The organism is Sorangiineae bacterium MSr12523, assembly GCA_037157775.1.
Classification (GTDB): Bacteria; Myxococcota_A; Polyangia; order Polyangiales; family Polyangiaceae; genus Pendulispora; species Pendulispora brunnea.
Genome location: CP089982.1, coordinates 5,986,646 through 6,005,041 on the forward strand (window position 1 = coordinate 5,986,646; position 18,396 = coordinate 6,005,041).

17 protein-coding genes are annotated in these 18,396 nt (G+C 66.5%); 6 read left to right on the top strand and 11 right to left on the bottom strand.

Annotated features, from left to right (window positions below):
* The first annotated feature begins 1 nt into the window (after position 1).
* From LZC95_22960 to LZC95_22980, 5 genes are all read left to right on the top strand, one after another.
* Positions 2–454 (top strand): (2Fe-2S)-binding protein, encoded by a 453-nt coding sequence (locus tag LZC95_22960; protein WXB00212.1) that lies wholly within the window; start codon positions 2–4, stop codon positions 452–454.
* Positions 454–2,715: a molybdopterin-dependent oxidoreductase gene (locus tag LZC95_22965; GenBank protein WXA99664.1), complete on the top strand. Its 2,262-nt coding sequence runs from the start codon at positions 454–456 to the stop codon at positions 2,713–2,715. The genes LZC95_22960 and LZC95_22965 overlap by 1 nt, the downstream gene beginning before the upstream one ends.
* Positions 2,716–2,730: 15 nt before the next feature.
* Positions 2,731–5,007, top strand: a complete 2,277-nt coding sequence (locus LZC95_22970; GenBank protein WXA99665.1) for a molybdopterin-dependent oxidoreductase — start codon at positions 2,731–2,733, stop codon at positions 5,005–5,007.
* Positions 5,008–5,082: 75 nt separating this feature from the next.
* Positions 5,083–6,453, top strand: a complete 1,371-nt coding sequence (locus LZC95_22975; GenBank protein ID WXA99666.1) for a purine permease — start codon at positions 5,083–5,085, stop codon at positions 6,451–6,453.
* 9 nt (positions 6,454–6,462) lie between these two features.
* Entirely contained in the window at positions 6,463–7,845 is a 1,383-nt protein-coding gene (locus LZC95_22980; protein ID WXA99667.1) for an amidohydrolase, read from the top strand.
* A gap of 158 nt (positions 7,846–8,003) precedes the next feature.
* Here LZC95_22980 and LZC95_22985 read toward each other — a convergent pair whose 3' ends face one another.
* The 3 genes from LZC95_22985 to LZC95_22995 form a co-directional block, all read right to left on the bottom strand.
* Positions 8,004–8,489, bottom strand: a complete 486-nt coding sequence (locus LZC95_22985; GenBank protein ID WXA99668.1) for an Rrf2 family transcriptional regulator — start codon at positions 8,487–8,489, stop codon at positions 8,004–8,006.
* 8 nt (positions 8,490–8,497) lie between these two features.
* On the bottom strand, positions 8,498–8,980 hold the full coding sequence (locus tag LZC95_22990) for a carboxymuconolactone decarboxylase family protein (GenBank protein ID WXA99669.1): 483 nt from the start codon (positions 8,978–8,980) through the stop codon (positions 8,498–8,500).
* 96 nt (positions 8,981–9,076) lie between these two features.
* Complete coding sequence (locus LZC95_22995) at positions 9,077–9,535, bottom strand: hypothetical protein (GenBank protein ID WXA99670.1); 459 nt, start codon at positions 9,533–9,535, stop codon at positions 9,077–9,079.
* A gap of 259 nt (positions 9,536–9,794) precedes the next feature.
* Here LZC95_22995 and LZC95_23000 point away from each other — a divergent pair, with 259 nt between their 5' ends.
* Positions 9,795–10,334: a hypothetical protein gene (locus LZC95_23000; protein ID WXA99671.1), complete on the top strand. Its 540-nt coding sequence runs from the start codon at positions 9,795–9,797 to the stop codon at positions 10,332–10,334.
* Between the two features lie 45 nt (positions 10,335–10,379).
* Here the strand turns inward: LZC95_23000 and LZC95_23005 are convergent, their stop codons facing one another.
* The 8 genes from LZC95_23005 to LZC95_23040 form a co-directional block, all read right to left on the bottom strand.
* Complete coding sequence (locus tag LZC95_23005; GenBank protein WXA99672.1) at positions 10,380–10,841, bottom strand: hypothetical protein; 462 nt, start codon at positions 10,839–10,841, stop codon at positions 10,380–10,382.
* Positions 10,842–10,936: 95 nt separating this feature from the next.
* Entirely contained in the window at positions 10,937–12,145 is a 1,209-nt protein-coding gene (locus LZC95_23010; GenBank protein WXA99673.1) for a metallophosphoesterase, read from the bottom strand.
* A complete protein-coding gene (locus LZC95_23015; protein ID WXA99674.1) occupies positions 12,142–12,651 on the bottom strand; it encodes a hypothetical protein in 510 nt (169 codons plus the stop codon). Before LZC95_23015 ends, LZC95_23010 begins: the two co-directional genes overlap by 4 nt.
* 120 nt (positions 12,652–12,771) lie before the next feature.
* Positions 12,772–14,691 carry a 3-oxoacyl-ACP synthase gene (locus tag LZC95_23020; GenBank protein WXA99675.1) on the bottom strand — a complete coding sequence of 640 codons (1,920 nt, stop codon included), beginning with the start codon at positions 14,689–14,691 and terminating at the stop codon, positions 12,772–12,774.
* A 29-nt stretch (positions 14,692–14,720) separates the two neighbouring features.
* The gene (locus LZC95_23025; protein WXA99676.1) at positions 14,721–15,476 is read right to left on the bottom strand and encodes a hypothetical protein; all 756 of its coding nucleotides are present in this window, start codon (positions 15,474–15,476) and stop codon (positions 14,721–14,723) included.
* Positions 15,473–17,701 carry a beta-ketoacyl-[acyl-carrier-protein] synthase family protein gene (locus LZC95_23030; protein ID WXA99677.1) on the bottom strand — a complete coding sequence of 743 codons (2,229 nt, stop codon included), beginning with the start codon at positions 17,699–17,701 and terminating at the stop codon, positions 15,473–15,475. Before LZC95_23030 ends, LZC95_23025 begins: the two co-directional genes overlap by 4 nt.
* A gap of 10 nt (positions 17,702–17,711) precedes the next feature.
* Positions 17,712–18,035 carry a phosphopantetheine-binding protein gene (locus tag LZC95_23035; protein WXA99678.1) on the bottom strand — a complete coding sequence of 108 codons (324 nt, stop codon included), beginning with the start codon at positions 18,033–18,035 and terminating at the stop codon, positions 17,712–17,714.
* Between the two features lie 28 nt (positions 18,036–18,063).
* Entirely contained in the window at positions 18,064–18,276 is a 213-nt protein-coding gene (locus LZC95_23040) for a hypothetical protein (protein ID WXA99679.1), read from the bottom strand.
* Between the last annotated feature and the right edge of the window lie 120 nt (positions 18,277–18,396).

Below are 18,396 nucleotides of genomic sequence, written 5' to 3' on the forward strand. Positions count from 1 at the left end.
GATGTTCACGGTACGGGTCAATGGCACCGAGCAAAAACTCGATGTCGATCCCGACATGCCGCTGCTCTGGGCTCTTCGCGACATGGTCGGCCTCACGGGCACGAAGTACGGCTGCGGGCAGGCCTTGTGCGGCGCCTGCGTGGTGCACTTGAACGGCGAGCCGGTACGCTCCTGCGTGACGCCGATCAGCCGTGCGGCGGGAGGCACGGTCCTCACCATCGAGGGGCTCTCGCCCGATGGGAACCACCCCCTGCAAAAGGCGTGGGTCGAGCTCGGGGTGCCCCAATGTGGCTTCTGCCAATCGGGGCAAATCATGTCGGCGGCGGCGCTGCTGGCCAAAAAGCCGCATCCCACGGATGCGGAGATCGACGAATCGCTCGCGGGCAATTTGTGCCGCTGCGGAACCTACACGCGCATTCGCGCGGCCGTGAAAAAGGCCTCGGGGACACCTTGATGGACATCCAGATCCCGCGTCGTTCCTTTCTTGCGGCGCTTGGCCTCTCGGTGGGCACGTTGGCCCTCGGCATTGCACCGAGCGAAGCCCACGCCGCACCACCGCCCGGGCTTCCGTCCGGCGACGGCGGTCTCACGGCCAACGCCTTTCTGCACATCGCCCCCGATGGCACCGTCAGCGTGATTTGCCATCGCTCGGAGATGGGGCAAGGCATCCGCAGCTCGCTCCCCGTTCTCGTCGCCGACGAGTTGGGCGCCGACATGGCCAAGGTGAAGATCCTCCAAGGCGACGGCGATCCGATTTACGGCGATCAGAACACCGACGGCTCGAAAAGCGTGCGGGGCGGCTTCGACGACATGCGCAAGGTGGGCGCCACCGCGCGCATGATGCTCATTGCCGCCGCGGCGAAACAGTGGAAGGTGCCCGCGGCGCAGTGCGAGGCGAAAGAGCACGCGGTGGTTCACACGGCGAGCAACCGGCGTCTCGGCTTTGGCGAACTCGCGCCGCTCGCGGCGAAGGTGCCCGTGCCCAAGTCGAAAGACGTGGTCCTTCGCCCCAGGTCCGAGCTGCGCCGGGTGGGCACTGCCCTGCCCTTGCTCGACGCGCCCGACATCGTCACGGGGCGGGCCATTTACGCGGCGGACGTGCGCCTTCCGGGCATGCTCACCGCCGTCGTGGCGCGGCCTCCCGTGGTCGGTGGCAAGATGGATCGCTACGACGGCGCGCGCGCCAAGGCGGTGCCGGGGGTCAAACGGCTCGTCGAGATGCCCGTACCCAAGGGGGCGCCCGCGTTTCAGCCGCTGGGCGGCGTCGCCGTGGTCGCCGACAACACGTGGACCGCGCTCAAGGCCCGCGGCTTGCTCGACATCACCTGGTCGGCCGGCGAAAACGGCGCGTACGACTCGGCGAAGTACCGCGAAACGCTCCTCGCCGCCGTGCGGGCGCCGGGCAAAACCGTGCGCAAGCTCGGCGACGTCGACTCCGCACTCGCCAAGGCCACGCGCAAAGTGGAGGCCGAGTACCACGTGCCGCACCTCGCGCACGCGTCGATGGAGCCGCCCGCCGCCGTGGCCAAGGTCGATGGCAACGGCTGCGAGGTGTGGGCGTGCACGCAAAATCCGCAAGGCGCACGCAAGGAGGTGGCGACGGCGTTGGGGCTTCCCGAGTCCAAGGTGAAGATCCACGTGACGCTGCTCGGCGGCGGTTTCGGGCGCAAGTCGAAGCCCGACTTCATCGTCGAGGCGGCGTTCCTGGCCCGCACCATGGGCGTGCCCGTGCGCCTCGTATGGACGCGCGAGGATGACGTTCGCCACGACTATTACCACTCGGCATGCACCCAGCGCCTCGTGGCCGGCCTCGACGAGCGCGGCAAGGTCACCGCGTGGCACCACCGCACGGCATTCCCCTGCATCCCGGCGACCTTCGACACGAGCAAGACCTTCGGCGACCTACCCGAGCTCTCCATGGGCGTGCTCGATTGGCCGCTCGCGGTGCCGAACATCCGCGCCGAGTCGTGCGAGGCGAAAGCCCACACGCGCATTGGGTGGCTTCGCTCGGTGCACAACATCAACCACGCCTTCGCGATGAGCAGCTTCATCGACGAGATTGCCCACGCCCGCGGAGAAGATCCGCGTGCGAACCTGCTGGACATCATCGGGCCGCCGCGCTTGATGCGGCTGCCGGAGCTCGGCGTCGACAAGATCTGGAACTACGACGACCCGATGGACAAGCGCCCCGTCGATGCCGGGCGCCTGCGCCGGGTGGTGGAGCGCGCCACCGAGCTGGCCAATTGGGCGAGCTCGCGCGGCTCGAAAAAACGCGCCCTCGGGTTGGCGGCGCACTACAGCTTTCTCACCTACGTCGCCGTGGTGGCCTCCGTCGTGAACGATGGCGCTGGGAAGATCCGCGTCGACGAGGCATGGATCGTGGCCGACCCTGGCACCGTGGTCAACATGGACCGGGTGCGCTCGCAGATGGAAGGCGCGGTCGTCTTCTCCATGAGCCATGCGCTGCACGGTGCCATCACCATGCGCAACGGCGCGGTGGAGCAATCGAACTTCCGCGACTACCAGCTGGCGCGCATCGGCGAGGTGCCGCGCAACGTCCACGTCGACATCCTCACGAACAACGATGCACTGCCCGGAGGCGTCGGCGAGCCCGGCGTTCCTCCGGTGGCACCGGCCATCGCCAATGCCGTTTTCGCCCTCACGGGGAAACGCATCCGCGAACTCCCCCTGACACGTGCAGGTGTGATCGCCTGAGAGACGAGAAAAACCATGTCGTCGCAGAGCATCGTCATTCCCCGTCGTTCGTTCCTGGCCGGTCTCGGCCTGAGCGTGGGCACCTTGGCGCTGGGGCTCGGTCTCGAGCCGGCCTACGCACAGGCGGCGACCACCGCGCCGGTCGCAGGTCTGACGCCCAACGTCTTCCTGCATCTCGCGCCCGACGGCACGGTGACGGTGCTCTGCCATCGCTCGGAGATGGGGCAAGGCATCCGCAGCTCCATGCCCGTGCTCGTCGCCGACGAGCTCGGGGCGGACATGGCCAAGGTGAAACTCGGCCAGGCCGACGGCGACAAGAAATACGGTGACCAGAACACCGACGGCTCGACCAGCATCCGTATGGGCTTCGACGGCATGCGGCGGGTGGGCGCCACGGCGCGCATGATGCTCATCGCTGCCGCCGCGAAGCAGTGGAAGGTGCCCGCGGCGCAATGCGAGGCGCACGACCACGCCGTGTTTCATCCCCCGAGCAAGCGCCGTCTCGGCTTCGGTGAATTGGCCTCGCTCGCGGCCAAGGTGCCCGTTCCCAAGGACACCGAGATCGTCCTTCGTCCCCGCTCCGAGCTCAAACGCATCGGCACCGACCTGCCCTTGCTCGACGGCCCGGACATCGTCACCGGACGGGCCATCTACGCGGCGGACGTTCGCCTGCCCGGCATGCTCACCGCCGTCGTCGTGCGTCCGCCGGTGGTCGGCGGCAGGGTCGAGCGCTACGACGCCACACGCGCACGCGCCTTGCCGGGGGTGAAACGCGTCCTCGAGCTTCCCGTTCCCAAGCGGCCCTTTCGCTTCCAGCCGCTCGGTGGCATCGCGGTCATCGCCGACAACACGTGGACCGCGCTCAAGGCGCGCAGCCTGCTGGACATCACCTGGGCCCCCGGCGACAACAGCTCGTACGACTCGGTGAAATACCGCGAGACCTTGCTGGCATCCGTGCGAAAGCCCGGCAAAACGATGCGCAACGTCGGCGATATCGAGGGAGCGCTCGCCAAAGCCGCACGCAAACTCGAGGCCGAATACCACGTTCCCCACCTGGCCCACGCCTCGATGGAGCCACCCGCCGCCGTGGCCCGCGTCGATGAGAAAGGCTGCGAAGTCTGGGCCTGCACGCAAGATCCGCAAACGGCCCGCGACGATGTGGCGAAAGCGCTCGGCCTCGACCCCGCCAAGGTCACGGTCCACGTGACCCTTCTCGGCGGCGGGTTCGGACGCAAATCGAAGCCCGACTTCATCGTCGAGGCGGCGCTCGCCTCGCGTGCGGTGGGCGCGCCCGTTCGCCTTCAATGGACGCGTGAGGACGACATTCAGCACGATTATTACCATTCCACGTGCTCCCAGCACCTGGAGGCGAGCCTGGATGCGCAGGGCAAGGTCACCGGCTGGCTTCACCGCACGGCATTTCCGAGCATCACCTCCACCACCCAGGACGCGAACATCACCTTCGGCCAGCCGCGCGAGCTCAATCAAGGCGTGCTCGATTGGCCGCTGGCCGTGCCCAACCTCCGCGCCGAGGTGTGCGAGGCCAAGGGACACGTGCGCATTGGGTGGCTTCGTTCGGTGCACAACATCAACCACGCCTTTGCGATCAACAGCTTCATCGACGAAATCGCCCACGCGCGCGGCGTGGATCCGCGGGCCAATCTGCTCGAGATGATCGGGCCCGCGCGCCCGCTGGGCCTATCGGAGCTGGGGGTCCCGGCCTTGAGCAACTATGGCTCGCCGATCGATCAGCACCCCGTCGACGCCAGCCGATTGCGGCGCGTCGTCGAACGCGTCACCGAATTGGCCAATTGGCCGGCCTACCAGAAGGACGCCAAATCTGGCACGAGGACGCGCGCCCTGGGTCTTGCCGCGCACCGCAGTTTCGTGAGCTACATCGCCGTGGTGGCCGCCGTCGTCAAAGCCCCCGACGGCAAGATCCGCATCGACGAGGCCTGGATCGTGGCCGACGCGGGGACGGTGATCCACCTCGATCGGGTGAAGGCCCAAATGGAAGGCGCTGTCGTCTTTGGAATGAGCCTCGCCCTCCACGGCGCCATCACCATGCGGGACGGCGCCGTGCAGCAGTCGAATTTCCGCGATTATCCGCTCGCTCGCATCGGCGAGGTCCCGCGAAACATCCACGTGGACATTGTCCCGAGCGAAGGCCGCCCCGGCGGCGTGGGCGAGCCTGGCGTGCCACCGGTGGCGCCAGCCATCGCGAATGCGGTCTTCGCGCTCACCGGAAAACGCATACGCGAGCTCCCCCTCTCGCGCACAGGCCTGGTTTAGCGGCTGGTTTCCCAAGCGATCTCGGATACTCTCGGCCCATTCCTTTTCGTCATTTTCGGGCAAGGCTGGGAGGGCATGATGCGTGATGCTGCGAAAGGCGCCGTACATCCGGTCGACGAGATGCTGCCGTTCGGCGCGCTTTTCTTGTACGGACTGCAACACGTCTTGGCGATGTACGCCGGCGCCATTGCGGTGCCGCTCATTCTATCCAACGCGATTGGGCTCACGCACGAGCAGACCATTTATCTGATCAACGCCGACCTTTTCACCTGCGGTTTGGCCACGTTGATTCAGACCTTGGGTCTTTGGAAGCTGCCCGTGGGGATGAAAATCCCGCTCATTCAAGGATGCACCTTCGTCGCCGTCACGCCGATGATCCTCATCGGCAAGGCGCATGGCCTTCCCGCGATTTACGGATCCATCCTGGTCGCGGGCACCATCACGGTGATTCTCAGTCCGTACATGGGCAAGCTCCTGGCATTTTTCCCGCCGGTGGTCGCGGGCACCATCATCACCATCGTGGGCGTTTCGCTCCTGCCCGTCGCGGTGAATTGGGCGGCGGGCGGCAATCCGCACGCGCCGGATTACGGCGATCCGCGTTATGCGGCACTCGCCTTCGTGGTGCTCGTCTTCATTTTGCTCATCTATCGATTTTCCAGCGGATTCATTTCCAACATTGCCGTCATGTTGGGCCTGGCGCTGGGCACGTTGGTGTCGATTCCACTCGGCTTCACCAATTTTTCCGCGGTGGCCGATGCGGGTTGGCTCGGCATCACCACGCCCTTCAAATATGGATGGCCCACCTTCGACGGCACGGCCATCGCTTCGATGACCTTGGTCATGCTCATCACGATGACCGAAACCACCGGCTCCATGCTGGCCGCGGGCGAAATCGTGGGAAAGCCCGTGAGCAAAGACGATTTGACCCGCGGGCTTCGCGCCGACGGGTTTTCCACGGTCATTGGCGGCGTGCTCAATGCATTTCCGTATACGGCCTTTTCACAGAACATCGGACTTCTCAGTTTGACGGGTGTGAAGAGCCGCTTCGCGGTGTCGGCCGCCGGTGTCATTTTGATGATTCTGGGGCTCTTTCCCAAGCTCGCCGCGATCGTGGCGGCGATCCCGCAACCGGTGCTCGGCGGGGCAGGCCTCGCGCTTTTCGGCATGGTGGGCGCCAGCGGCATCCGCATGCTCGCCAAAGTGGACTTCGACTCGGGGCACAATCTGATGGTGGTGGCGCTGAGCCTCGGATTTGGGCTAATTCCCTTGGGGAATCCTCATTTTTACGATCGATTTCCCTCGTGGCTGCAAATGATCCTTCATAGCGGTATCACCGCCGGGAGCATTGCCGCGGTCACGTTGAATCTGTTTCTCAACGGCGTCCAACGCACTTCCGTGAAGTCCGAGCCGTTTCACGCGCACGGGAGCAACGTCCGCGCGCCATAAGGATCCTGAATGCTTTTTACGAATGCGACGATTCTCACGATGAACGAACGGCGCGACATCATCACCGACGGTGGTGTCGTCATCGAAGGGAATCGAATTACCCAAGTCGGCAAGGCGAACGATCTCGCCCTGGCGCACCCCGAGCAAGAACGGGTCGACTTGGGCGGGAAGCTGCTCATCCCAGGGCTGATCGACACGCACGTTCACCTCGCCCAGGCGATGATTCGCGGCTGCGCGGACGAGTACGAGCTCATTCCGTGGCTGTGCGACCGCATCTGGGTCCTGCAGGGCAATTACACGGAGCGCGATGGCTACGCGAGCGCACGATTGTGCATGGCCGAGATGCTCAAGTCGGGCACCACCACGTTCCTCGAGGCCATGCTCGCGCACCGCTATGGCTTCGACGGCATCGCCCAAGCCGTGGAGGAAAGCGGTATTCGCGCCTGCCTCGGCGGCATCGTGATGGACGTCGGGACGTACGCCACGCAGACGGCCGCCATGCACCCGGGCATGATCGAGTCGCGCGAGACGAGCCTGCTCGGTGTCCTGAAGATGCACGAGAAATGGCACGGCCGTTTGAACGACCGGCTTCACGTGTGGTTCGGCCCGCGCACGCCCGGCGGCGTCACCCCCGAGCTTTACCGCGAGATGAGCGATCACGCGCGCGAGCGCAACATGGGCATCACGATGCACCTCGCCGAGGTGAAGGCCGACCGGGAGTTCCTTCAGGCCGAATATGGGCTCTCGCCGGTGCGCTACGCGGAAAGCGTGGGGCTGCTCGGGAAGAAGTCCGTGATGGTGCACATGGTCTGGCTCGACGACGACGACATGGCGTTGCTCGCCAAGACGGGCACCCACGTCTCGTACAACCCGTCGTCCAACGCGAAGCTCGGCTCGGGCATCTGCGACGTGCCGCGGCTGCTCGCCCGCGGCGTGAACGTGTCACTCGGCTGCGACGGCGCCCCCGCGAACAACGACTACGACATGATCCGCGAGATGAAGTTCGGCACGCTCATTCAAAAAGCCGTCACGCGAGACCCCAAGGTGCTCTCCGCCGAGACGATGCTCGAAATGGCCACGATCCGCGGAGCCCGCGCCCTGGGCCTCGAGCACGCAATAGGTTCGATCGAAGTCGGCAAAAAAGCCGACTTCGCCGTCATCGACCTCGACCGCCCCCACACCGCCCCCGCATTCAATCCCGTTTCGTCCCTGGTCTACGCGGCGACGGGAGGTGACGTCGACACCGTCGTCGTGGACGGGCGCATCGTTGTGGCGGGTGGAAAGCTGCTGTCGATGAACGAGGACGAGGTCATCGCCGAAGCGAAAAAACACGCAGCCCAGGTCTACCGCCGCGCGAACATACCCGCTGGTCCGCGCTGGCCGGTGATTTAGAGTTCACATGAAGGCGGGAAGTTTTTTCGGTTTCAATCGGCCCATCGGGCCAACTGCAAACCCAAAAAAGCGTTCCGCGCGTCCGTGCCGTAAGTCCTTCCCGCCTTCCCGCCTTCCCGCCTTCATGTAAATTCTCCTGCCGCGACCGGGCCCCGCGCCTACCCCAGTTGCTTCAACAGCCACGCGCGGCTCTTCTCGAGCACCTTCGGCGACACGTCCGCATCGAGCTGCGCGTGGATGTCTGCGATGGTGGTCCGCTGGAGAACCGCGCGCCAGGCGCTTTCGGCGCGGTACATCACCGAGGCGATGACGCAGGGCCCATCGGGGAGGACCTTCGGCGTGCCCGGGATGTTGCGACGGATCTCCGTGCAGCGGAAAGAATGCGCATTGCCTTCGACCGCCTCCACGACGTCGAGAAACGTGATGCGGTCGGCGGGCCGGGCGAGGCGGTAACCGCCCTTCGGCCCGAGCTTGCCCTCCACGATGCCCGCCTTGGCCAGCTCCTGGAGGGCCTTGGAGAGGTACTCCTTGGGGATTCGGTGAAACTCGGAGAGCACCTGCGCGGGGACGAAGATCCCCTCGGGTGCCGAGGCGAGGACGCTCAGGCAGTGGAGCGCCCACTCGACTTGGTTACCGAGGTTCACATGCGGCACTATACCAAACCGCTGTTTGTGATGCCGAGCAGTTGGTCCCTCGAGCCCGGCACGGCGCGGAAGGCGACCGAAAGGCGGTTCCACGTGTTGATGATCCCGATGAGGAGCGTGAGATCGGACAGCTCCTTCTCGGAAAAGACGGTGCGTGCCTTCTCGTAGAGCGCGTCGGGCACGGCATCCGGGGTGGAGATGTTCGTCACCGCCTCGGTCCATTCCAGAGCCATTTTCTCGCGCTCCGAGAACAGCGGCGACTCCCGCCACGTCGCGATGTGGTGCAGCCGCAGAGCCCTCTCCCCTTCGATGGTCGCTTCCTTGACGTGCATGTCGACGCAGAACGCGCACCCGTTGATCTGCGAGGCACGGATGTCGATCAGGTGGCGCAGCCCCGAGTCGATGGACTCCTTCTGGGCAGCCTGAGAAAACTCGAAGAGCTTGCGGTAGGCGGCCTTGGACAGTTCGAAATAGGGCAAACGTTCGGACATGGTGAGGTTCCTTTCGAGCGAATATATTACGGATAATATTAGTCCGTAATATGGACCCGACAAGTCCCCTGCCCCGGCTTCCGCAGTTTCCGCGGTCTATCCGCGCTTGCGCGCGCTGCTGGGGCCGTGGGTCGCCATGCGGCGCACGTTGGTGGTCATGAGCCGCAGCGCCGGTAGCGCGGTGCCGCGTTTCTGCTCGAGCCACGCGAGCCCCTGCTCCACCGTATCGAACAGGTTCTTCTCGTAAATCGGATGAACACCGGCCCAACGCATGGCGAGCTGCACGCCGCGCAACTGCGGATCGCGCGTGACGCACGCGATGTACGGGTTGTAGTTCGGGTCGTCGGCCAGCTCGGCGAGCTGCTTGCGGCGGATGGCATCGGGACGATCCGTGTCCAAGTACAAAAGCACGGCAATGCGCACCGGAAGCCGCGGGCCATGGATGGCGACCTGCCGCATGTCATTGAACGCAAGCTCCCAATCGTCGTCGCTCACGACGCCCCAGGACCACCAGACGGCTACCCCCAAGTCCCAGTCTGCACGCGAAAGATACATACGCTCTCTGGTCCAGTCAGGTTACGGGCGAACCGGTGTTCGCACAACAAAACGGTCCGGCACGCCATGGCGCATGGCGGCAGATTGAGGGGTCGTTAGGGCAAGCCATTGGGAGCACCTGCGCTTTAGAGGAGAACGTGGCCGAGCTCGACGAAAATCGGTCCTTTCTTGCGAGAATCCGTGGACATTCGAAGTCTCCATCCGCACCGAAATATGGAATCTTTGCGGGCGAAGGGCCCGGCATAGTAGACGGAAGAGCATGATCTTCCGTGGAATCCCGTTGGGCGCCGCCATCGTTGGGGCCACTCTTCTCGTGGGAGCGATCGGGGTGGCGGGCGTCGTCGTCAGCGCGTGCGGGACCGATCCCACCGGCATCGAAACGTGCCGCAGCATCGAGGAAGCGCGCTGCCGCGCCGCCGCGGCGTGCGGCAACATCGACCTCGACGTCCCTCCCCACAATGGAGATTCCGACGGTGACAAAGTCGAGGGCTGCATCCTCTGGTACCACGATGCCTGCCTCCACGGGCTCATGAACAACGCACCGGACAACGCCGCCGTGGAAACGTGCATCGAGGCCATCAAGGGTGGCGACTGCAATATCGTGGCCCACCCCGAGCAAAGCCCTGCCTGCAGTTGGATTGCCCCGCCCGACCGGCGCCCGGATGCGGGAGACGCAGGAGACGCAGGCGATGCGGCCGACGCGGCCAACGCGAGGGACGCCACGGACGCAGCCGACGCGAACAGCGGGAGCAACGCGGCCGACGCCAGCGACGCCGCCGATACGGGCAACGACCGCTAGAGCGACAGTCGAAGATCAATCGATGTTTGCGCCTAAGGGCGCGGTTCATCGCCGCGCATCGTGCGGCTTGGCGCGCATGCGCGAGGCCGTGCGTTCCACCGTCATGGCCATGATGCGCAGGGCACTGAGAGGCCGGCCGCGCTTCTCCTCGAGCCATGCGAGGGCCCCCTCCGTGGTCTCGAACACCATCTTTTCGCACTGAGGCGGCGGGCCCACCCAGCGCATGGCCACCTGTGCGCCGCGCAATTCGGGATCCGTCGTGACGATCGCCAGATACGGATTGTATGCAGGCAGCGCCGACATTTCGGCGAGTTGTTTTCGCCGCATGGCATTCGGCCGGCTGCAGTCCAAATAGAGCAGCACCGCGGGGCGGAATGGCAATTTGGGACTATGCGCCATCAACTCGCGCATATCGGCAAATTCTTGTTCCCAATCCTCGTCGGTTTGGAATCCGGTAACCCACCAAACGGCGATACCGAACTCCCACCTATTGCGCGAAAGATACATGTCGCCTTTCTCTTTCGCGCCTGCGCCTTTGCAGACGAATTCCCTCTCCCAATGAAGGGATTGTTACTCCGCTCCGCTAGGCTGGCAAGATCACATCACTCGTCGGCCGGGCCCGCGGACATGTCGTCCGTGCCGGGATCGTTTTCTTGCTCGACCGCTTCGATCGGTAGGCGAACCCGTTCGGCGTGCACATTTTTGCCCATTTCGACGCGCCAAAACGAAGGTGCGTCACCGCTGCGGCATCCGAGGGTGAGCGAAGGTGATGCCAAAAGTCGAAAGTCGACCCCGGCGGGCTGGCGCTCTTCGCTGATATGGCGATGTCCATGCATCACCAAGGTTGCGCCAATTTCGTTGAAAACCTCGGCCACCGTGCGTGCATCGTCCAGGCGCATTCCGATTTCCGACGGGGCGCGTCGTCCGACGCCATGCGGGAGTGGCACCACATGATGATGCAGTGCGACCAAACGATGCCGCGCTCCCTTCCACTCGGGAGTCTCCGCGACCCCGCGCATGTATTCGATTTGTTCGGGGCCGATCGCCCCGTTGTGGCGAAAGAACCGACGTTGGGGGCGAGCGCACGAATCGAGCCCGATGAAGGCCACTTCCCCATCCGCCATCACGTTGAACCACGCACCGCATGGCTCGATGTGCAGGCCAATGCGCGCCGCAAACGCCTTCCACGCGGCGCGTTTGATGTCCGACGTGGGCCGGGGGCGGCCGCTGCCCGCGAGGGGAAATAGGTAAAGATCGTGATTGCCCGGAATGGCAAATAGCCGGCCCTTGTCCTTCCAACGCTGGAATGCAGCCTCCACCAGCTCGTACCCGTCGCCGTCGTCGGTGATGTCGCCGGTGATGATCACCGCGTCGGCATCGCTCTCCTCGACGTAACGCACGGCGCGGAGGAGGCGCACGTTGGAGTTTTTCGGCGTGGCCTGTTGCAACGTGCGCAAGGCCCCATCGCTCGGCACGGCCTGGGCGAGTGTGTTGGCGCGGCGCGCTTCCAGGCGGCATGCCTTGGCGGCGGCACGCTCCACCGGGTCGACGATGCCGCCGGACTCGCGCGTGGAGGGCACCGCGTGGGCGTAGCCCTCGGGATCGATCAGCGCGAGGCGCGCGGGACGGGCGCCTCGCTGATGGAGCACGCGCCATCCGGCCTCGGACCACTTCTCCTCGTAACGTGACGAATCGGCATCGGCGAGGTGAACGCTGCGTTTGACGATGCGAGCCCGGTCATGGAACGTGTCCCCGAAGGTGGACACGTGCAGATCGGAGACGTGGGCGAGGACGAAGGAGGAGCGGCTCACATGCCCGCGAGGATTTTGAAGCTCTCCCCTTCGGGCACGAGCTCCAGGCGATTGTCGGCCACGGTATGCTTCCATTCCTGTGCCTTGACGCCGGGAATGCGGAAGCTCGCCGCGTAGGTGTAGTCGACGAAAACCTTGTTGGTCTCGGTGATGGTCACGCGGCGATAGCGGATTTCGTAGCGGATGTTCGTGGTCTGCTGGAACACCGACGTCATGAACTCTTTGTAGCCGTCGTAATCCAGATCGTCGTCGCCGGCCGAGTTGCCGCCATCTTCGTGGTACTGCGGGCTGACCATCGAGAGGAGGCGGCCGACGTTCCGCTCCTCGACGGCGTGGCGGTAATCCTCGCAAAATTTGATGATTTTGCGGTTTTCGCCGGTGTCCTCGACGTCGGTGTTGGGGATGTACGACTTCGAGCAACCGAGGGCACCCATGGACAAGGGCGCAACGGTCAGCAGAAAGGCGAAGGCTTTGGAGCGGAGCGGGGCGAATGGCATGAGGGACATGACGAGGGAGGAAACCTTTGACAGACGCAGCAGATTCCTGGGGACTTCCTGGAAGCTAACCTTACTGCGGGAACTTGCGTTTCGAATCAAGATCCTTGCTTTAAGTCGGACCCTCGCCGGTTAACCTAGCTGCTGGATCAGGGTCAACTTCGCAAAACCCCAAGGTGAAGCGCTTTGGACCTCCGCCGGCGGCTCCGGCGACACGAGCGGGCGCAGGGCGAGGTGGCCCGGCGGGCCCATGCTGGCGGTGCCCTTGTTGGCGGTGGGAGCGCGGGTGAAGGCGCCTTGGATGCGGTCGACCTGCGCGTAACCCGCCGGCTCGGATGTCACCAGGAGCGCAATGGCCCCCGGCTGCGGGGGCGGATAGCCTGCCGCCGCAGCCAAGGCCAGGGAGGTGGCGGCCACCTCGTCCACGGCCACGACGACCATGCGATCCGCGTCGCCCGCGCGCACGAGCTCCGCGGCCGCGGCCAAGGCCTCGACGGCGCCGTGAAGGCCGCTCGAGACAGCGAGACCGGGGCCGGAGAGGCCGAAAACGACGCCACACTCGCCCGCGACGGCATTGGGCGAGGTGTAGGGGAAGCGCCGCGGCTCCGCGCTGACGCCGCGCTCGCGAACACGTGCGTCGTAGGTGGCGTTCGTTTCGAGGGTAGCAAGAAAATGCCCCACGACGATGCCGGCACCCGCCACGGGCCCGACCTTGGCCTGCAACGCGGCGACGGCCGCCAGGGCAAGCCGGCAGAGGCCATCGGCGCGTGACAGTTTGTCAGGCGGATGCTTCGTGAGCTCGGCCAGGGTGGCCACGTCGGGCATGGCCTCGACGTGAACGGCACGCGAGAGGTGCACGACGCGGGGCTGGCGCTGGGGGCCCGGCACCGCGGAGCGGGTGACGACGAGCGAGGCGTTTGCACCGCCAAAGGCGGCCGACAGCTTGAGGGCCGTCACGACGGGCGCGGTCTCGGCGCGCGCGAGCAGGCGCACCGAAAAGCCGGGCTCGATGCCGTCGGCGTGGGCGGCCGCCGGCAACACGCCGCGGCGGATGGCCTCGACGCACGTCAGGGTCTCGAGCGCCCCGGCGGCGCCCAAGGTGTGGCCAATCTGGGCCTTGGCCGGGTGAACGACGGGGACGGCATCCGGGATGGCGCGCTTCAGCGCATGCCACTCCGCCGCATCGTTGAACGGCGTGGCGGTGGCGTGGGCGCTCACCAGATCGACGGCGGCGGGGTCGACGCCCGCATCCGTGAGCGCGGCGGCTGCAGCGCGCGCGAGGCCTTGGCCGGTGCGATCCGGTGCCGTGATGTGAACCGCATCGGCGGACGCGCCGAAACCGGAGACGAAGGCCAGCGCGTTGGAGGATGCGCGCGTCATTCGGGTCATGGCCAGCAATGCGGCGCCTTCACCGAGGGCCATGCCATCGCGGCCCACGCAAAAGGGGCGCGGCGGAAGCTGCGCGGTGGTGGCACGCAAGGCTTCGAAGCCCGAGGCCACGAACGTGCTCACGCTGTCGAAACCGCCCGCGAGGACCAGATCGCACGCGTCGTGGTCGAGCCAGCGGAGCCCGAGCCCGATGGCCAATGTCGAGGCGGAACACGCCGTGAGGACCAGGGTGGCGGGCGACAAGACGGGCACCGGCGCATCCTCGGAGAACACGGACACCATGGGCGCGAAGTACGTCGCGTCGGTGGCTTCTTGTTGCGAAGGCACCTGGCCTGCGCGCAACGTGGCGAAGAGCTTTTCCGCACCGCGCATTCCCCCCGCCGACGTCGCGAGAGAAAGCCCCACGCGCAGCGAGCGCCAGCCGGGCAGTGCGCGATCCAAGTCGGCGACGCACGCGAGGAGCGCCTTTCGAAGCAGGGCACCCGCATCGGGACCGCCCGCGGCACGCGCGGCATGGGGGCGCGCGAACCCGGCCCGCGTCAATTCGTCGTCGACGGTGATGCCGGTGCGTGCCGGCTCGCCGGGCTCGCCGACGCACGATGCCTCGGGCCCCTCCCCGAGGGACGAGATGGCACCGTAGGCCACAACGGCCGCGCCTCTCACGCTTGTCGCGTTTGCCACGCCGGACCCACTCATAGTGCGACGCCTCGCGCATCGGGATCGATGAACGCCGCCGGATCGGGGCTTTCTTGCGAGAGGGCCTCCACCTCGATCTCGATCTGAAGGCCCGTGCTGCGTTGCGTGTAGACGGCACGGTCTCCCGGCCCGGGCTGCACGCGGCGCGCGATCCACTCCAGGCGATCGACCTCCATGTCGCGCGATGGCTCGGTGGAGAACACCTCACGCCGCACGGCCACGTAATGGCGCCGCGGCAGGTGCTGCAAGGTCACCGTGGCGTTGCCGTCGCGCAGCACGAACACGCGCTCGTCGTGGCGGTTTTCCGGCAGCACGATGGAAAGAAGCCGCCCGTCGAGGGGCTCGAGGAACCACCAGCGGAAGAAGCCCACGGGCACGTCGTACACCGGTTTGTCCGACTCACCACGGCGGATCAAATCGAGCGCGGGCACGGCGAAGCGCCACGCATCGTGGGTGACCCACACGTCGAGCGCCGTGCGGCCGCCGGGCCCCAGAAGGACCAGCCGCACCGCGCGGCGCGGGTCGACGGCAACCGCGCCGCGACCCTCGATGATCTTGCCCGTGCGCGGCTCGCGCAGGGCGACCCGGATCAACTCGACGTACGGCTCGCTCGGGACCTCGCTGCGCATCTTCTTCAAGTCTTCGCGCGCACGCGTCCAATCGGCCTGCGAGACGATGGGGAGGCGCGGCGGTGGCTCTTTCGCGCACCCCGCTAGCGCAACGAGCGCGATCGCCGCGAAAAACCGGCTCACGGAGCGACCAAACGCAGCGCATACCCGCGCCCTGGGGCCACGCCGAGCACCAGGGCATCGCCGATGCGCCGGTGGGCGAACTCCGAAACCGCGGCCGCCACCGCGGCGGCGCCCAGCGCATCGTGCTCACCGCACGCGCCCTCGCACACGCGCACGGGCACGCCCTGCCATGCGGAGCGCGCGAGCATGTCCTCGAGTGCACGATCGCGACGCGGAAGGATGACGCACGCCGCGCGCGCAGGACCGCGCGGGGGCTCCAGCGGCAGGAGCGGCGATGCATCGTGCTCGCGCCAGGTGAGCACCTGCGCCACCTCGGCGAGAATCTCCGCGCCGCGCGCGCTCGCATGCCCCTTCTCTTCGAGGATGACGGCGGCCGCCCCCTCGGCGCGCGCAGGATGCGCGGATTTGCGCTCGGAGGAGCGCTCGAACAGAATCGCGATGCTGCGCTCGACGATGTCGCTCGCCTCTTCGTAGCCGCCCGCCGCCACGACGTCGGCTTCCCCGCCCTCCACCAGCTCGATGGCCTGCGCCCATGCGCTTTCGCCGCTGGCCGCGAGATCGGACGTGGCCAGCGCCGGGCCTCCGAGGCCCAAGTAAATCGAGACGTGCCCCACCGGAGAGCTGGGCACCAGATTGGGAAAGTCCGCGGGACTCGCCAGCCGCGGTCCCTTCTCGAACAAGCGATGCATGAACGCCGCCGACGCCGAGATGGTCCCGAAGGAGCTGCCCAGAATGACGCCGAGCTCCTCGCGCGGGCCATGGGATAGCGCGCCCGATTCCTGGTACGCGCGTTCGACGACCAGCGCGGCCATGCGCGAGGATCGATCCAGCCGGCGCGCGCGCCCCAAATCCAGGTGCGCCGCGAGATCCAACGTCACTTCGCGCGACCCCTCCCCGTCCGCGCGCTGCAAAAGCTCACCGCAATCCGCCGTCCCGTGAAGGCCGCGCGGCGTGAGGGCGGCGGCGCCGGTCACCACGACTTTGCGCCCGCGGCGATGGCGCGCGGCCACGAGCCCCGGCTCGGTGAAGACCAGGGCGCTGTCCATCCCTCCGAAGCCGAACGAGTTCGTGATCACCGCCCGCACCCGCGCATCGCGTCCCACGCTGGGAACGTGCACCAACGAGCACGCGGGATCCGGCTCCTCGAGGCCGGCCGTGGGCACGAGGGATTGCTTGTGCACCGTCAACGCGGCGATGCCCGCTTCGATGGCGCCGGCGGCGGCCAGCGTATGGCCAATTTGCCCCTTGGAGCTCGAGACCGGAATGCGAGAGAGCTCGTCGCCCAGCGCAAGCCGCAACGCCGCGGTCTCCATCGCGTCGTTCAGCGGCGTGCCGGTGCCGTGCGCGTTGACGTAGTCGACGAGGCTCGCGTCGAGTCCCGCTTCGCGCATCGCCGCGCGGATGATGCGGCCCGCGGCCACGCCCGATGGCTCGGGGTTCGTGATGTGGTGCGCTTCCGCGCCCATGGCCCAGCCCGCGAGCTCCGCCAGCGGCTCCGCCCCGCGCGCGAGCGCACGTGTGGAGCGTTCCAGCACGAGAAAGCCCGAGCCCTCGCCCAAGTTCAAACCGCGGCGGCGTCGATCGAACGGGCGACACGGTTCCGGATCGATCGCAGCCAGCGCATTGAAGCCGCTCAACGTCAGCCGGCAAAGGCCATCGGTGCCACCCGCCACCACGGCATCGACCCGGCCCGACAGAAGCCAATTGGCCGCGACCAAAAGTGCATTCGCGCCGCTGGAGCAAGCGCTGGCCACGGTGCGAATCTGCCAGAAGGGCCCGATGGCCTCGTCGAGGCAATCGCCCGTGGACGTCAGCGGGTGCGCGAGCATCTCGAGCTGCGCCTGCTGCGAATCCGGGTGCACGTGAAGCTCGGCAAGGCGCGCCTCGGTCTCGAACATGCCGCCGGTGGTCGCACCGACCACGAGCCCGACACGCAGGCGCCGCGGATCGAGCCGCGCCTGCGCCATGGCCTCGCGTGCCGCATGAAGCGCGAGCAACGTCGAACGCGACCACGCGCCGCCGCGGTACTCTTTGGGGGCGGTCTCCAACGTGAGGCCGCGCACGGCGCCTCCGAGCGAGGCGCGCTGACCCGTCGTATCGAAGAGCTCGATCGGGAAAATCCCGCGCTCGCCCCTTCGGAGCGCGGCCCACGTGGTCTCCCGCGTCTCGCCCACGGAGGTGACCAGACCGACGCCGGTCACCGAAATCCGAAGCGGCTCGGTCACGGAATCCTCGTTAGGTTGCCGGGATGGCGCTGGGATCGCCACCGGAAACGCCGTCCTGCGCGGCCTGGGAGCGCACGATGTACTCGGCCAGCGACGCAACGGAGCGGAAAATGGGGCGCGCCTCGTCCCCTTCCGGGATGCGCACGCCAAAGGTCTCTTCGATGCTCATGGCGAGCTGCAAGGCATCCAGCGAGTCCAGCCCCAGCCCTTCCCCGAAAAGCGGCGCCTCGTCCTGGATGCTTGCCGGATCTTTGCCCTCCAGGTTGAGCTCGCGAACGATAAGCTGTTTAATCTGGGTCCGGATAGTCGACTCTGCCATGAAGACGCGCAGCATAGCGCGTCTTCCTCGAAACGGGGACCTCCTAAACCGGTACCCTTTCGGACGGGTCGATCGTGCGCTCCTGCGATTTCGGCGCGGGTGCGGGCTCCGCAGGAGCCGATGGCGCACCGGGCCCTAGCTCATTTCCCGAGCCGCCGGGTCGTTTGAAGGCAACGCCGTCGATCGTGAAGACCACGAAGGCGCCCGCCAGAGCCCAGGGAACGAGCACCAACGCCACGCGCTTGCCCAGGTGCATATTCCGATCATAGGTGGTGATCCCCTGGTGCGCTACCCCGGCCCCCTCGGCGGAGTCTACTTTCCCGGATCTTTTGTACGTGGACGGCGGCTCCCGTTGCATTTTCTCGCGTGCGTGGCG

What these genes read in the sequence shown, in the direction of transcription:
- LZC95_22960 (WXB00212.1), top strand. Translation starts at nt 2, where the DNA reads ATGTTCACGGTACGGGTCAATGGCACCGAGCAAAAACTCGATGTCGAT.
- LZC95_22965 (WXA99664.1), top strand. Translation starts at nt 454, where the DNA reads ATGGACATCCAGATCCCGCGTCGTTCCTTTCTTGCGGCGCTTGGCCTC.
- LZC95_22970 (WXA99665.1), top strand. Translation starts at nt 2,731, where the DNA reads ATGTCGTCGCAGAGCATCGTCATTCCCCGTCGTTCGTTCCTGGCCGGT.
- LZC95_22975 (WXA99666.1), top strand. Translation starts at nt 5,083, where the DNA reads ATGATGCGTGATGCTGCGAAAGGCGCCGTACATCCGGTCGACGAGATG.
- LZC95_22980 (WXA99667.1), top strand. Translation starts at nt 6,463, where the DNA reads ATGCTTTTTACGAATGCGACGATTCTCACGATGAACGAACGGCGCGAC.
- LZC95_22990 (WXA99669.1), bottom strand. Translation starts at nt 8,980, where the DNA reads ATGTCCGAACGTTTGCCCTATTTCGAACTGTCCAAGGCCGCCTACCGC.
- LZC95_22995 (WXA99670.1), bottom strand. Translation starts at nt 9,535, where the DNA reads ATGTATCTTTCGCGTGCAGACTGGGACTTGGGGGTAGCCGTCTGGTGG.
- LZC95_23000 (WXA99671.1), top strand. Translation starts at nt 9,795, where the DNA reads ATGATCTTCCGTGGAATCCCGTTGGGCGCCGCCATCGTTGGGGCCACT.
- LZC95_23005 (WXA99672.1), bottom strand. Translation starts at nt 10,841, where the DNA reads ATGTATCTTTCGCGCAATAGGTGGGAGTTCGGTATCGCCGTTTGGTGG.
- LZC95_23015 (WXA99674.1), bottom strand. Translation starts at nt 12,651, where the DNA reads ATGTCCCTCATGCCATTCGCCCCGCTCCGCTCCAAAGCCTTCGCCTTT.
- LZC95_23035 (WXA99678.1), bottom strand. Translation starts at nt 18,035, where the DNA reads ATGCTGCGCGTCTTCATGGCAGAGTCGACTATCCGGACCCAGATTAAA.
- LZC95_23040 (WXA99679.1), bottom strand. Translation starts at nt 18,276, where the DNA reads ATGCACCTGGGCAAGCGCGTGGCGTTGGTGCTCGTTCCCTGGGCTCTG.